General features: G+C 43.6%; 13 protein-coding genes. 11 read left to right on the top strand and 2 right to left on the bottom strand.

Features of this window, described 5'->3' with window-relative positions:
• Positions 1-61 precede the first annotated feature (61 nt).
• From ACK1LH_RS05550 to ACK1LH_RS05560, 3 genes are all read left to right on the top strand, one after another.
• Entirely contained in the window at positions 62-850 is a 789-nt protein-coding gene (locus ACK1LH_RS05550; RefSeq protein WP_029282455.1) for a DUF4240 domain-containing protein, read from the top strand.
• A 109-nt stretch (positions 851-959) separates the two neighbouring features.
• Positions 960-1,808 carry a VOC family protein gene (locus ACK1LH_RS05555; protein WP_029282453.1) on the top strand — a complete coding sequence of 283 codons (849 nt, stop codon included), beginning with the start codon at positions 960-962 and terminating at the stop codon, positions 1,806-1,808.
• A 274-nt stretch (positions 1,809-2,082) separates the two neighbouring features.
• Positions 2,083-2,658: a DoxX family protein gene (locus ACK1LH_RS05560; protein WP_411334674.1), complete on the top strand. Its 576-nt coding sequence runs from the start codon at positions 2,083-2,085 to the stop codon at positions 2,656-2,658.
• 434 nt (positions 2,659-3,092) lie between these two features.
• On the opposite strand, the gene ACK1LH_RS05565 is transcribed toward ACK1LH_RS05560, so the two are convergent.
• Positions 3,093-3,581: a DinB family protein gene (locus ACK1LH_RS05565; RefSeq protein ID WP_411334675.1), complete on the bottom strand. Its 489-nt coding sequence runs from the start codon at positions 3,579-3,581 to the stop codon at positions 3,093-3,095.
• A gap of 224 nt (positions 3,582-3,805) precedes the next feature.
• Between ACK1LH_RS05565 and ACK1LH_RS05570 the strand changes: the two genes are divergently transcribed.
• The 3 genes from ACK1LH_RS05570 to ACK1LH_RS05580 all read left to right on the top strand — a co-directional run bounded on the left by ACK1LH_RS05570 (position 3,806) and on the right by ACK1LH_RS05580 (position 6,665).
• Positions 3,806-4,825: a fatty acid desaturase gene (locus ACK1LH_RS05570; protein WP_029282445.1), complete on the top strand. Its 1,020-nt coding sequence runs from the start codon at positions 3,806-3,808 to the stop codon at positions 4,823-4,825.
• 119 nt (positions 4,826-4,944) lie between these two features.
• Positions 4,945-6,069 carry a sensor histidine kinase gene (locus tag ACK1LH_RS05575; RefSeq protein ID WP_203289787.1) on the top strand — a complete coding sequence of 375 codons (1,125 nt, stop codon included), beginning with the start codon at positions 4,945-4,947 and terminating at the stop codon, positions 6,067-6,069.
• The gene (locus ACK1LH_RS05580; RefSeq protein ID WP_203289788.1) at positions 6,066-6,665 is read left to right on the top strand and encodes a response regulator transcription factor; all 600 of its coding nucleotides are present in this window, start codon (positions 6,066-6,068) and stop codon (positions 6,663-6,665) included. The genes ACK1LH_RS05575 and ACK1LH_RS05580 overlap by 4 nt, the downstream gene beginning before the upstream one ends.
• 378 nt (positions 6,666-7,043) lie before the next feature.
• On the opposite strand, the gene ACK1LH_RS05585 is transcribed toward ACK1LH_RS05580, so the two are convergent.
• Positions 7,044-7,529, bottom strand: coding sequence for a DinB family protein (locus ACK1LH_RS05585; RefSeq protein WP_029282439.1), 486 nt, complete (start codon positions 7,527-7,529; stop codon positions 7,044-7,046).
• Between the two features lie 127 nt (positions 7,530-7,656).
• Between ACK1LH_RS05585 and ACK1LH_RS05590 the strand changes: the two genes are divergently transcribed.
• The 5 genes from ACK1LH_RS05590 to ACK1LH_RS05610 all read left to right on the top strand — a co-directional run bounded on the left by ACK1LH_RS05590 (position 7,657) and on the right by ACK1LH_RS05610 (position 14,019).
• A complete protein-coding gene (locus ACK1LH_RS05590; RefSeq protein ID WP_029282437.1) occupies positions 7,657-8,469 on the top strand; it encodes a GNAT family N-acetyltransferase in 813 nt (270 codons plus the stop codon).
• Between the two features lie 21 nt (positions 8,470-8,490).
• Positions 8,491-9,030 (top strand): DinB family protein, encoded by a 540-nt coding sequence (locus ACK1LH_RS05595; RefSeq protein ID WP_411334676.1) that lies wholly within the window; start codon positions 8,491-8,493, stop codon positions 9,028-9,030.
• A gap of 98 nt (positions 9,031-9,128) precedes the next feature.
• Positions 9,129-10,988, top strand: coding sequence for a sensor histidine kinase (locus ACK1LH_RS05600; protein WP_029565199.1), 1,860 nt, complete (start codon positions 9,129-9,131; stop codon positions 10,986-10,988).
• Positions 10,989-11,004: 16 nt separating this feature from the next.
• Entirely contained in the window at positions 11,005-12,546 is a 1,542-nt protein-coding gene (locus tag ACK1LH_RS05605; protein WP_029282431.1) for a response regulator, read from the top strand.
• Between the two features lie 120 nt (positions 12,547-12,666).
• Positions 12,667-14,019 carry an extracellular solute-binding protein gene (locus tag ACK1LH_RS05610; protein WP_411334677.1) on the top strand — a complete coding sequence of 451 codons (1,353 nt, stop codon included), beginning with the start codon at positions 12,667-12,669 and terminating at the stop codon, positions 14,017-14,019.
• Positions 14,020-14,107 lie beyond the last annotated feature (88 nt).

The raw sequence follows: 14,107 nt of genomic DNA on the forward strand, positions 1-14,107 counted from the left end.
TGATGCTTTTATTTTTTGCATATAAAATCCGACATCCATACAGGAAAAAGGAGAATAATGAATGGAAGTACTCCTCATTTATAAAGACAATTCATCAAATAAATTCTGGGAAATCCGTACAAACGGAGAGAGTTTTACGGTAACCTACGGCAAGACAGGGACAAGCGGCGCAGTGAAAACAAAAGCTTTTCATTCAGAGAAAGAGTGCCTGAAGGAAGCAGAAAAACTGATAAAAGCAAAAATGAAAAAAGGCTACGTCCCTGTCCAAAAAGCAGACGGGATCGTAAAAGAATCTTCCATGACTGAGGAGGCTTTCTGGAATCTTCTCTCTCAAGCAAAACGAAGAGGCGAAGACATAGAGGAGCAGATGGAGTGGCTCATCAGCCTCTTATCTAAAATGCCAAATAAAGAAATGGTCCGTTTCGATGCCATCCTGCAGAAACAGATGAACAGCTCATTCTCGTCGAATTTGTGGGCAGCTGCTTACATTATTATGGGCGGATGCTCAGATGACTGCTTTGATTATTTCAGAGCCTGGCTTATTTTTCAGGGAAAAGAAACATTCGAAGGAGCCAAAGTTGATCCTGAACAGCTGATTCCGCTGCTTGAGCGGATGGAAGAAGATGGTGACTTTCCGCAGGCTGAGGACCTGTTATATGCCGCATGTCTTGCATTTGAAGAAAAGACAGGCCGTGATGATGAAGAATATCATGAGCTTTTTGAACAGCTTGAAGGCTATGCACCATACCCGGAAATCGAGTTTGACTGGGAAGAAGATGATGAAGAGGGACTTCAGCGCAAATTTCCAAAACTCTGGAGAAGGTTCGGGGAGGTTCCCATGGAAGGATAGAGATCTGCGTAAAGCGCAGGTCTTTTTTATATGGAATAAGTCATTGACTTTTAATACTTACTAAAATATAATTACTTACATAAAGTAAGTTAATTTAAGGAGGTTTACCATGGGTTTTCATAAGGCGCCAAATACGTATACAGGAGAAGTAAGAATTAAAGTAAAGGATGTAAAGCGTTCTTTAGCATTTTACAAAGAAGTCATCGGGTTTAACGTGCTGAATGAAACAGAACACACAGCAGAACTTACGGCTGATGGGAAAAACGTGCTTCTTTCAATCGAGCAGCCGCCAAATATTGCTCCCAAACAGCAAGGAACCACTGGTCTTTATCATTTTGCCCTGCTGCTTCCTGAACGTTCAGACCTTGGAAGAGTGCTGCAGCACCTGGTCCATTTGAATATTCCGCTTGGTGCCTCGGATCATCATGTGAGCGAGGCTCTGTACTTAAATGATCCCGACGGAAACGGCATTGAAATCTATTCAGACCGTGATGCATCCAAATGGATTTGGCAAGACAGTCAGGTGGCAATGACTACAGAAACACTTGATGCGCAAGGTGTGCTCGCAGAAGCAAAGGGTGAACCATGGCATTCTTTGCCTGAAAATACAGTTATGGGGCACGTTCATCTGCATGTTTCCTCCTTAAAAGAAACGGAAGCGTTTTATGATCAGGGACTTGGATTTAAAACCGTTGCCAGGTACGGAAGACAGGCCATGTTTATGTCCACAGGCGGCTACCATCATCACCTCGGCCTTAATACTTGGGCAGGCGAAGGAGCACCTGCACCAGATCCTGAAAGTGCCGGACTGGACTGGTTTACACTCATCTATCCTGATGCAGATGCAGTTGAACAGGCTGTTGCACGGTTAAAGAACATGGGTGCGAAAACGTTTATTGAAGATGGCTTTGTGATGACTGCTGATCCGTCAGGAAACCGGATTAGATTAATATACTGATGTGAGAACCTTGGCGGCAGTGGCTGTTGGGGTTTTTTTGTTCTGGGGGATGGAGTATCTGAATGGGAGACTTGAGTGGTCTGAGCTGTATAAATATAAAATATTTTGAACACTATGTGAAAGCGGTTGAATAGTTGATTCTGGAGGAGTATAGTAAGAGTAAGGAAAGTTAGTGAAAAACTTCACAAACTTTCCGGAGTATAACCAGCTGGCAGGGCTCATATATTTTTTTAATTACTTTTGTGAAAGATTTCACAAAAAGGAGATGGAAATGATGGCTTGGTTAAGAGGACCGAAAATGGCGATTGTTTGGACCGTTCTTCGCATTTGGCTCGGCGTTCAATGGTTTGAAGCAGGAATTGCGAAAATAGCAGGAGGCTTTGATGCCACAGGTTATCTGCAAGGTGCTATTGCAAAAGCAGGCGGCGAGCACCCGGCTGTACAAGGCTGGTACGCTGCATTTTTGAAGCATGCGGCGCTCCCGAATGCTGACCTTATCAACGTTCTTATTCCTTGGGGAGAATTACTGGTCGGAATAGGCTTGATCATCGGACTTGCAACACTTCCGGCATTGCTTGCCGGAGCGTTTATGAACCTCAACTTCATGCTGGCAGGTACAACAAGCACGAATCCGGTCCTCTACACCGCAGCTTTTCTCCTGATAGCGGCTGGTGCAGCAGCCTGGTTTTACGGATTAGACAGACTGGTCTTGCCTTACTTTAAAATGAGTTTAAACATAAAAAATGGAATAGAAAACATGCAGTTGTTCATTGAAGGTGAAGGCTGGGAAGGAAATTTGGAAGTTGCGCCAGAAATGGTGTTTGTGGCTAGAGAAAAGTTGCAGCACTAAGGCGAGTAGTGCCACAAATGGTGGCTGGGGTCAGAGAAAAGTGGCAGTACTAAGGCGAGTGGCGCCACAAATGGTTGCCGGGGCTAGAGAAAAGTGGCGTCACTAAGGCGAGTGGCGCCACAAATGGTGGCCGGAAACAGAGAAAAGTGGCAGCACTAAGGGGAATAACGCTAGAAATGTTGATCGGGGCCAGAGAAAAGTGGCAGCACCAAGGTGAGTGGCGCCAGAGATGTTGCTCGGGCCAGAGAAAAGTGGCATCACCAAGGCGAGTACTGCCAATAAGTGTGGAGCCAGAACAAATGAGCACCACTAATATAAGTCCAGCCGCAAATCTCTGCATCAATACAGAATGAATAGAAAAAATCCGAACAAATTCCTCATTAAAAAAGGAATGCAGTTCGGATTTATTTGGTTAAACTATCCAATGTACTTGTTTAAAGGGACGGGATATTCATTTCAGCCCATTCTTCCTTTGATGGTCCGTACGCGCCGTAAACAGGAAGTCCGGCCTGACGCATCAGCACGGTCAGCTGTCCGCGGTGATGAATTTCATGCTTGAGGAAAAGGGACAGTGTCAGTCCGTTTTGCCACTCGTAGCCAAACACTTCATTTGTTTCCTGAAGTTTTTCGTCGTCCCATTTGCTGACAGCTTCAATGACTGAATCTGCTCCGATCCGGTATTGCTCTGCTATGTCAGAAGCACTTGCAGGCACCTCGCTGCTTCCTGGATTTTTAATGCTCAGCCCCATCGGTTTGAACATGGAATCGTTCGGAACAAGGTGCCATGTGAGTTCCCCGAGTGTCCGGTAACCGGGAGCGGTTTCCTGTTTTAAAGAGGCATCTGTCAGGGCATCAAGCAATTTTTTAGTCAAGACTGCCTCATTTTTGTAATCTGCGAGAAAATTTTCTACGGTAACAAACATCATCATCTCTCCAATTCAATTAGTTTTTAAGAACGTATGTGCTGTTCCGTAAACTAATTCTCCGCAGAATCTTTATTTTCCTCCTAAAAAATATAAAATTTATAAAAGTGTGGAAAAGCCTATATGACATTTATCATGTATGGTCTATGACACATATGTCTGCACAGACGTTTGAAACCCCTTTATAATTTGAAGTACCTTATTGAGAAGGGAATCAATAACCTATGAGCAAAGAATTACAGAAAAACTTACGAAAACAAGTAGCCCCATATGAAAAAGCCAATACGAAAGCAAGCATCATACAGATGATCAACACACTCGGACCCTTTTTTCTTCTTTGGATTCTGGCTTATCAGAGCCTGCAGATTTCTTATTTCCTGACGCTTGCCTTTACGACAGCAGCCGCCTTTTTTCTGACGCGGATTTTTATCATTTTCCATGACTGCTGTCATCACTCGTTTTTCAAAAGCAGAAAAGCAAACAAGATTGTTGGAACCATAACTGGCGTTTTAACTCTTTTTCCTTACAGCCAGTGGCAGCACGATCATTCCATCCATCACGGAACAAGCGGAAATTTAGACAAGCGCGGAACCGGTGATATTTGGGTTTTAACAGTGGATGAGTATCTTGCTGAGCCGGTGTGGCGCAGAATTGCCTACCGTTTATACCGCAATCCGCTCGTTATGTTCGGACTCGGACCTACCTATGTATTTCTTTTGAAAAATCGTTTTAATAAAAAAGGTGCTAGACGCAGCGAGCGTATAAATACCTATCTTACAAATGTTCTGATTGCCGCAGCAGTTGCTGTGCTTTGTTTAACAATCGGCTGGGAAGCATTTTTGCTCGTCCAGGCGCCGCTGTTTTTGATCTCAGGTTCCCTTGGAGTTTGGCTGTTCTACGTGCAGCATACATTTGAGGATTCTTATTTTGAAGAAGATGAAAACTGGGATTATGTGAAAGCTGCAGTTGAGGGAAGTTCTTTTTATAAGCTTCCAAAGCCGCTGCAATGGCTGACTGGTAACATCGGCTACCACCATGTTCACCATTTAAGCCCGAGAGTCCCTAACTACAACCTGGAAAAAGCACATGTGAACACAGAGCCGCTTCAAAACATCCCGACCATTACCCTTAAAACAAGTCTTCAGTCTCTGAAGTTTCGTTTATGGGATGAGCAGGGGAAAAAGTTTGTCGGCTACAAAGAAATCCGCGCTTACGCAAAAGTTCGAAGAAGTCAGACTGTATAGATGAAAATGGCATGCAGCCAGTAGGCTGCATGTATTTTCTTATGATGTCAAATAACAAATGTATTGCGGGAGCTTCCGCTTTTCTTGTGATAAAATAGGTAAAAAAAGGAGTTTCCACCATGCTGAAGAAATACATTAACAACGGAATATCTCCTTATATCTGGGCCGTCCTCAGCATATTGCCATTTTATTTCATTCTGCAGTCTTCATCTACAGCTGAAATTGCAGTAGGTATATCGCTGACCATTTTGTTTTTTATTATTTTCCGTCTCGCTTTTATTTCAAAAGGGTGGCCTGTCTATCTTTGGAGCTGCCTCTTAATGGCCATCTCCTTCACATCGATGTACCTGTTTACTTATATTTATTTTTCTTTTTATATCGCCTACCAGATCGGCAATATTAGAGACAGGGTGGCTTTTATCACGCTTTATGTCGTTCATCTTGTCGTGACAACTGCAGCCATAAATTTCAGCCTGATTTTAAAAGAATCCTCCTTCCTGCAGCAGCTTCCGTTTATTATCATTACATGCATCAGCGTTATTCTTCTTCCATTTAATATTTATAATAAAAAGGAAAGAGGCCAGCTTGAGGAAAAGCTTGAAGATGCGAATAAGAAAATTTCGGAGCTTGTAAAGCTTGAAGAACGTCAGCGAATTGCACGGGATTTGCATGATACGCTTGGACAGAAGCTCTCGCTGATCGGACTGAAAAGCGACCTTGCCAGAAAACTTGTGTACAAGGATCCCGAAAAAGCGAGAGAAGAGCTGAAGGACGTACAGGCGACTGCCAGAACCGCTCTTAACGAAGTGAGAAAAATGGTTTCCCAAATGAGGGGCATCCGGCTGAAAGAGGAAATAGTCCGGGTCAAGCAGATTTTAATGGCTGCCGAGATTGACTTTAAGATTGAACAGAATGCGGCACTTTCCAATGTGAGTCTTCTCACTGAAAATATATTGAGCATGTGCCTGAAAGAAGCTGTAAACAATGTTGTCAGACACAGCGGGGCAAAAACGTGCTATTTCAAAGTGGAGCAAACCTGGGACGGGATTATCATGACCGTCAGGGACGACGGAAAAGGCGCTATCACCGAAGGCGATTTTACAAAGGGCAATGGTCTGAACGGCATGAAAGAACGGCTTGAGTTTGTAAACGGAAGTCTTGATATTCAGTCTGAACAGGGGACCGTTCTTATCATAAAAGTGCCGAACGATGTGAAACAAAAGGAGAAGGAGGATCTCATATGATCCGGATTGTAATTGCAGAAGACCAGCAAATGCTGCTCGGTGCTTTAGGATCGCTTTTGAACCTTGAAGATGATATGGAGGTCGTTGGAAAAGCAAATAACGGGGAAGATGCAGTCTCATTAGTAAGAAAGCTTAAGCCGGATGTGTGCATTACAGATATAGAAATGCCCGGCATGAACGGTCTTGAGGCTGCTGAGGCGCTAAAAGAAGATGCGTGCAAAGTCATTATTCTGACGACCTTTTCACGAACCGGGTATTTTCAGCGGGCGATTAAAGCCGGCGTCAGTGCATACCTCCTGAAGGACAGCCCGAGCGAAGAACTGGCAAACTCCATCCGCAGCGTCATGGAGGGAAGAAGAATTTATGCCCCGGAACTGATGGATGACGTCTACAGTGAAGAAAATCCGCTGACAGAGCGGGAAAAAGAGGTACTGGAACTGGTCGCTGACGGCATGAACACCAAAGAAATTGCAGAAGAGCTCAGCATCAAAGCCGGCACCGTCAGAAACTACATTTCCACCATCTTCGAAAAACTAGAAGTCAAAAACAGGATCGAAGCCATTTCTCAGTCGAAGGAAAAGGGATGGTTTAAATAAACGTGAAAAACCTCGAGAACCGGGAATTTAGGGGCTTGAGGTTTTTTGTTTTGGCAGCTAGAAAAACCTGAGTTGAGAGCACTATCTCACTGAGTCGGAAGCCTGAAAGTGTTGCTAACCAAGTTAAAGAACACTTTTTCGCTGAGCAGGAGGGTTGAAAGTGTTGCTAATCCAGTTTAAGAACATTTTTCCGCAGAGTAGAAGGGTTGAAAGTGTTGCTAACACAGTTTAAGAACACTTTTCCGCAGAGTAGAAGGGTTGAAAGTGTTGCTAACCCAGTTTAAGAACATTTTCCCCCTGATCAGGAAGCTTGAAAGTGTCCCAAACCCAAGACAATAATCCCTAAGTTACATCCCTCACTCAAAAAAAAGCAGCCCGTCAAACGGCTGCTTCTTCTCTTTTAATCGCTTTATGAATCTGCTTGATGGTTTCAAGGTGCATGGCTTCGTGGAAGAAGCTGAACAAAAAGGTTTCTCCTACTGTATTGAATGTGATGCCTGCACTGTTCGTAAACGGCTGTTTTAAATCTTCATGGTAGTGCTCCGGGATGAACGCTTTGATGCGGTTTGTCTGGTCCTGAAGTACGGCTCTGATCTCACTTAGTGATGGAACGTGCTCTCCCCAGTCGGCAGGAGATGTTCCTGCACGGAATAAATCCTTGTATTCGGCAGGAAGCTCGGGTGTTCCGCCTGAAATGCCGAAGACGATTTTCTCCTGAACGAAGGCAATGTGCCCGAGATTCCAGCGGATATTGTTGGTGAAGCCTTGCGGAATGATATCTGCCCGCTCTTCTTTTATTTTTCCAAGGGTATTCAGCGTAATATCCCTTACCGTTTCCATATGCTTGATCATAATTTGATCCACTCGAATCCCTCCTCATCTTCTTCAATTCTAGCTTTATCCGCTATTTCCTTCCTGTTCATGAAAAAGGAATTTTCGGTAGTGATACAGAATACTTTTAGTGAAAATATTTATACAGCGGAGGATTTACATGCTTACAGAGACGCAATTAAAGGAAATAAAGGAGCTTCAGTCAGAATGCGAGGAGCTTGACAGCATTCAGTTGAAGCTGAACTGGGATATGCTGAAAAGCGGGGGAGATGAACACCTTCTGCATTACGAGGACGGGGTACTTGCTGCTTTCCTTGGAATTTATGGCTTTGGGAGCAAAGCAGAGCTGTGCGGGATGGTGAAGCCTTCTTTCCGCAGAAAGGGCATTTTTACCCGCATGCTGAATCAGGCGCTCGCTCACTGCAAAGATACCTATAGAGAGATTCTCTTAAACGCTCCGGCTGAATCACAGGCTGCAAAGGAATTATTGAAAATCATGCCTTGCACATATTCTATTTCTGAATACCAGATGAAATGGGCTGAAACGCCGCTTGAAGAAGATAATCTCGTCAGTCTGAGGCCTTCTGAGCCTGAAGATTTAACGCTTGAGACACAGCTTGATGTTCTTTGTTTTGGATTCCTTGAACACGAAGCAGGTCCCTATAATCGTTCTCTTAAAAGAGAAGAAAATCAGGATTTTATCATTATTGAATATAAGGGTAAATCGGTCGGAAAGCTTCGCGTCTCCCATTCTTCAGGAGAAGCGTGGATTTATGGCTTTGCCGTTCTTCCAGACTATCAGGGAAAGGGTATTGGGAGAGACACACTGAAGAAAATTGTCTTAAAAGAAACAGGGGCAGGCTTTCCTGTTTTTCTGGAAGTGGAAGCTGAAAATGAACATGCTCTGAGACTCTATGAATCATGCGGATTTAAAGCATTTCATGTCCAGGATTATTATCAGGTGCAATTTTAGAAAAAGAAAAGGATGAAGACGATGAACACTCGCCCAGAGCAAAATGAATTCCCGGTCTATTATAAAGACTATATCGGACTTGTTCCGGAAGGTGATATTGAATATAACCTGAAACACCAAATCTCAGAGACGTTAAAGCAGCTGAATGACTTATCGGAAGAAGAAGGAACCTTCAAGTATGCTCCCGGAAAATGGAGCATCAAGGAAGTCATCGGCCACATAACGGATACTGAGCGGATCATGGCGTACCGCATGCTGTCTATCGCAAGGGGGGAAGCTGCAGAGCTTCCGGGATTTGACGAAAATGAGTATGTTGCGAAAGCTGATTTTAACAAGGTAAGCATGGACGACCTGCTGCAGAATCTTTTTGTTGTAAGAGAAGCCACTCTTCTCCTGTTTAAAACACTCGGTGATCCAGACTGGAAACGGACCGGGATTGCCTGCGGCCAGACTGTTTCTGTGAGAGCCATCGCCTATATCATCGCAGGTCATGAGCTTCATCACAGGAGGATTCTTGCTGATCGATACTTGATCGGCCAGAGTGTTCCTAAATCCTTTTAATATGATTTTTTTAAAACCGTGCCTTTCAGGCGCGGTTTTTTTCAGAAAATAGGATCAATTCATCTACCATTCTTTCGGAAAATTGGTACTATTAAATCATGAAGACTATCAAAAATCCTCAAAATCGGACAAACACTCTAACGGGAAAGGTTCGCAGCCTTTCCATTTTTCACAGGCTATTACTGGCTTTTTTCCTCGTGATTATTATTTTCAGCACGGTGATTATTACGGTTGTTTATGATGTTGTCGAAGACAGGATTTATGAAACAAATATCAATTATGTTTCACAGAATGTCGAAGCCGTTAAAAGGCTGATCAATAAAGAACTTGATTCGTACATGTCAGGAGCAGCAGAATTTGCCCAGGAGGCCTCTGCTGCTTTAAAGTCAGCTGAAGAACTGGATCCGGAATCAGAAGAATTTCGGGAAAAGGAAGCTGAAATCAATGATAAGCTGTATTCTTTTTTCTCCAATCCCTATGTGAAAAACGCGCAAATTGTTACGAAGGAGAATGAATATGTTCAGCGCTCAATAGAGGGAGAGGAAAGAGGGGCGCGTCTTGCTGATGCCGCTCAATTTGCACAATCACAAGTATACAAAAGGGGAGCGTCCATCCCCTATCAGCCGGCCTTTCATAATACGATAAGGGAAACGGGAGTTTACTATACGGGCAATAACATTTCTCTTGGAAACTATCTCACGATAACCACCCCTGTTCTTTCCGATTCAAAAGAATATCTTGGTCTGCTCATTTTAAATGTGGACATCTCGTTTTTAACAGGATCGATGGATTTTAAAAAGCAGTTTAATCAGGATTTGTACATTGCGGATCAGAAAGGCATTATCTCATCGTTAAGCAATCATTATTCGTTCCTCTATTATCCGGAAGAGATCTGGGAACGCATTTACTCAGAAGATGTCGGGGTTGCTGAATTTTCCCTTGAGAAGGGGAACAGGATTGCTGTATATGACCAGCTCGGTGTAAGGGACTGGAAAGTGATCAGCCTGTTGAACGTTGACGATTTGATGGCGGATGCCCATACAATCAGAAACCGTATTCTCCTCCTTACTTCAATTGCCCTCATCCTGTCAGCCGGCATTTGTATTTTTGTCACCTCTACCATTTACAATCCGCTGAAAAAACTTGTGCAATCCATGAAAAGCTTTGGGGAGCACAATGTGGTGACGGTGTACGATGATCCGTATCAGGATGAGATCGGAAGTGCGGGAAGGCAATTCCTCACAATGGTCAAGCAAGTGAACAGGGCTGTACAAAAAGAACTTGAAATAGAAAAGCTGCATCACAGCGAAAAACTGAAAAGAAAGGAAGCAGAGCTTAAAGCACTGCAGATGCAGATAAATCCTCATTTTATCTACAACACGCTTGATATTATCAGATGGAAAACAATGCGCCTGGAAAATGGAGCAGGTCCCGTAAGCAGTACAATCGGCGGATTTGCCAAGCTTCTCAGGTATAACATTTCAATAGATGAGGGACTGGTAAAAGTCCATGAGGAGCTTGCGCACATTGAACAGTATGTCGGCATTCTTTCTCTGCTGCATGACACTGAGATCTCGCTCCAGAAAAAAATGGAGCCGGAGGAAATAGAAAGCTGGCACATTCCGAAATTTATTTTTCAGCCAATAGTTGAGAACGCTGTCATTCATGGGAAAATCCATCAATCCGAAAATGGAGCGATCCACTTGATGATGAGAGAAGAGAAGGGTGCTCTCTATATTGAGTTCAGCAATAACGGCAAATCCATCACAAGAGAAAGAGCAGAGCATATCCAAAACAAGCTCATGAATCCGGAACATGAAAAAGGGAGCATCGGCCTTGTAAATATCCATGACCGAATACGTCTATTGTTCGGAGAGGAATACGGTATTAAGGTGAATCTATCAAACGAAGAAAAATTAAAAGTCACAATCAGGCTGCCCATTATTAAGATCAACTGACAGAGGAGGAAGGCGCATGCTGAAAGTAGTCATTGTCGATGATGACAAAATTGTGAGAGAAGGCTTAAGAGAATTCGTTGACTGGAAAGGCATGGGGTTTGAAGCGGTTCAGACGCTTGCTTCTGCTGAAGATGCGCTTCATTTTCTTGAATCAAATGAAGCAGATGTGGTCCTGACTGACATCGTCATGGATGAAAAAAACGGAATTGATCTTGTCAGGGAATCGGCGAAACAAAATGAGCAGCTGAAATTTGTGCTGCTGAGCGGACACGGAGAATTTAATTATGCGAAGGAAGCGTTTAAACTCGGAGTGTTTGACTATTTGACGAAACCGGTTCAATTCGATGAACTGCAGGAAACCTTCGAAAAACTGAGAGATGTTGTCACAAAAGAAAAGATGAACATGATTAATCATAAGCTTTACCGGAACGCACGGATCAGCCAGCTGCTGAATCAGCTGGTTTCCAATCATTATGACCTGACGCATTCAAAACTGGATGAAATGTCCCTTTTATTCGGAGGCAAGTCATTTACTGTCATCAGACTCTACATCACGAACCTGCATTCCATTTCTCTTTCCAAGGAAGAAATAGAAGCTTCCCTGCAGAAAATGATTTCAGCTCACCCTTATTGTTATCTTTTCAATAACAGACTGTCTGAACTTGCCATATTTGCCTCATCAGATTCCAAAGACCGCATTATTCAGAAGCTTTCCGGTCATTTAGAGGAGCTTGAGAGAAACTCCGGGGCGGCAGTCTCCGCGGGGATAGGCAAAAGCTATGATTCTCTCGAAAAGATCGCTCAATCATACAGAGAGGCAGGAGAAGCCATCACTTACAGGTACTACCTCGAAGATGAGAAGTTCATTGATTATGAGGCGATGGAGAAGCAAAAGATGAATATCTATATGCCTGAAGAAGCAAAGGAAAAGATCATCGCCTTTTTAAATCACGGGGAATTCACTGATCTTCAGGAGTATGTCAGGGGGATGATTGAAGAAAACGCACGGATTAACAGCGAAGACAGGAGTATTTTTTATGATATCAGCATGGAGCTGCTAAGACTTGTCAGAGAGTTTCTTGAAAGCAGGTCACACATTGATTCAATCACCGGTGAAATGGAACGGGAATTTATGTATACCGTTTTAAAGAAACAGACGGCAGGAGAGGTGATGGAGTACCTCGAGTCCTTTATTAAAAAGCTTCATCAGTCTCTGCAGCGCTCACAAAATGATTCGTCCCATGCGATCATCCATCATGTGAAAAAATACATTCATGACCATTTCGGGGATGAGCTCAGCCTGCAGAGGCTCGCAGAGGTTGTCTATGTTCATCCAGCGTATTTAAGCGCGTTGTTTAAAGATAAAACAGGCGAAAACATCCTGCACTATATTTCGAAAGTAAGAATGGAAAGGGCGAAAATCCTATTAAAAGATTTGTCACTCAGGATTTATGATGTCAGCAGTTTAGTAGGCTATGAAAGTTCAAAGCACTTTTCAAAGGTGTTTAAACTGTTCACAGGAATGACGCCCAAGGAATACAGGAACAGCCTTTCTTGAAAATGTCCGCAGAGCAACAACGTTAAAAATGAGGACCAAATCTTAATTTTGTGCCATTGTAAGCGCTTTCTCACCTTCTTATAATTGGAGTATCAACGTTTATAAGGGGTGGAATGGGGGATGAACGTATTGAAGAAAAAGGGGATCATCATGATTTTGGCAGCTGTACTATTGCTTGCAGCAGGCCTCGCAGGCTGTTCTAATGGAACGTCAGGATCAGCAGACAGCAAAAAAAGCGGCGGTAAAAACGGGGGATTTGAGCTTACATACTGGGTAGGTCCAGATGGTCTTGACGAGTACGAGCAGTCTGTTGTCGATGAGTACAATGAGCTGTATCCGGAACACCCGATTAAACTAGTTACAATGCCTGAGGGCGAAGGCGGCGAGCTGATGGCGGCCATGATGTCCGGGACGGCTCCAGACGTATTGATTCTTGCGTACGGAGAGATTGAAAAGTTTGCTTATGCAGGTGCACTTCGTCCGATGGATGAGTTTTTTGACAGCTGGGATGACTACAAGAACATCAACCAGGACATGGTGGAGAAATTCAAGCTGAATGGCAATCGCTACGCCCTTCCTGCAGGTGAATACGCGATGGGTTTCTTCTACAATAAGAAAAACTTTGAAGCAGCGGGCATCACTCCTCCTGAATCCTGGACATGGGAAGACTTGATGAAAACGTCTGAAAAATTGACAAAGCCTGAAGACGGGCAGTACGGGTTTGCTTTAAACTGGGGCCAATGGGCTGACTGGTGGTTTAATATGTTTGTATGGGGAGCTGGCGGAGATTTGACGAAAGCAGGTCCTGACGGCGAACTGATTCCAACTTTTACAGATCCTGCAGTCATTAAAGCAGCACAGTTTTACCGTGATTTGAAAGAAAGCAAATCCATTCAGACTGATATGTCAAGCAAGCTTGATCAGCTTCAGCAGGACTTTGCTTCAGGAAAAGCGTCAATCATTTATCACGGCATTGATGATGTGAAGAAATTTGTGCAGCTTGGCATGAATCCTGATGATTTCGGCGTTCTTCCTATTCCGGAAGGACCGGCTGGAGTAAACCCTACACAGGTAGGCGGCTCAGCTTATGTTATTCATTCAAAAGTTCCAGAGGAAAAAATTGACGCTTTGACAAAGTATTATGAACTTGTTTCAAGCAAAAAGTTCTATGAAGGAAAGATTGAATACTTCCAGGATCAGGGCTTCAGCTTAACAAATACCCTTCCTCGCACAGATATTGATACAGATAAGTACTTTGCAGACACAGCTCCGGATATTCTGAAGGCGATGGAAAACTCCTCAGGAAACGGAAAATTATCATGCTACGGGTCATCGGTTGTATCGCAGTTTATTGACCAGGCCGTGCAGAAAATGTTTGTAGATACAGATCTCGACATCGAAAAAGTGTTTGCAGAAGCTGAAAAAGAGGCCAATAAACAGGCAATACCAGAGTACAATAAAACCATCAAGTAAAAACACAGCCGGGCCAAACAGGTCCGGCTGTTTCGTTTTTTCAACGGTTTTCTATACCTTTAAAATGAGCACCAAATCTTAAAATGGC

Source organism: Metabacillus indicus, assembly GCF_046603695.1.
In the GTDB taxonomy this organism is placed as follows: Bacteria; Bacillota; Bacilli; order Bacillales; family Bacillaceae; genus Bacillus_P; species Bacillus_P indicus.

Bases quoted from the DNA above. Each gene is read 5' to 3' on its own strand.
- ACK1LH_RS05550 (WP_029282455.1), top strand. From the start codon at position 62: ATGGAAGTACTCCTCATTTATAAAGACAATTCATCAAATAAATTCTGG.
- ACK1LH_RS05565 (WP_411334675.1), bottom strand. From the start codon at position 3,581: ATGTTTGTTACCGTAGAAAATTTTCTCGCAGATTACAAAAATGAGGCA.
- ACK1LH_RS05595 (WP_411334676.1), top strand. From the start codon at position 8,491: ATGAACACTCGCCCAGAGCAAAATGAATTCCCGGTCTATTATAAAGAC.
- ACK1LH_RS05610 (WP_411334677.1), top strand. From the start codon at position 12,667: ATGAACGTATTGAAGAAAAAGGGGATCATCATGATTTTGGCAGCTGTA.
- ACK1LH_RS05590 (WP_029282437.1), top strand. From the start codon at position 7,657: ATGCTTACAGAGACGCAATTAAAGGAAATAAAGGAGCTTCAGTCAGAA.
- ACK1LH_RS05555 (WP_029282453.1), top strand. From the start codon at position 960: ATGGGTTTTCATAAGGCGCCAAATACGTATACAGGAGAAGTAAGAATT.
- ACK1LH_RS05600 (WP_029565199.1), top strand. From the start codon at position 9,129: ATGAAGACTATCAAAAATCCTCAAAATCGGACAAACACTCTAACGGGA.
- ACK1LH_RS05605 (WP_029282431.1), top strand. From the start codon at position 11,005: ATGCTGAAAGTAGTCATTGTCGATGATGACAAAATTGTGAGAGAAGGC.
- ACK1LH_RS05570 (WP_029282445.1), top strand. From the start codon at position 3,806: ATGAGCAAAGAATTACAGAAAAACTTACGAAAACAAGTAGCCCCATAT.
- ACK1LH_RS05575 (WP_203289787.1), top strand. From the start codon at position 4,945: ATGCTGAAGAAATACATTAACAACGGAATATCTCCTTATATCTGGGCC.
- ACK1LH_RS05560 (WP_411334674.1), top strand. From the start codon at position 2,083: ATGGCTTGGTTAAGAGGACCGAAAATGGCGATTGTTTGGACCGTTCTT.
- ACK1LH_RS05580 (WP_203289788.1), top strand. From the start codon at position 6,066: ATGATCCGGATTGTAATTGCAGAAGACCAGCAAATGCTGCTCGGTGCT.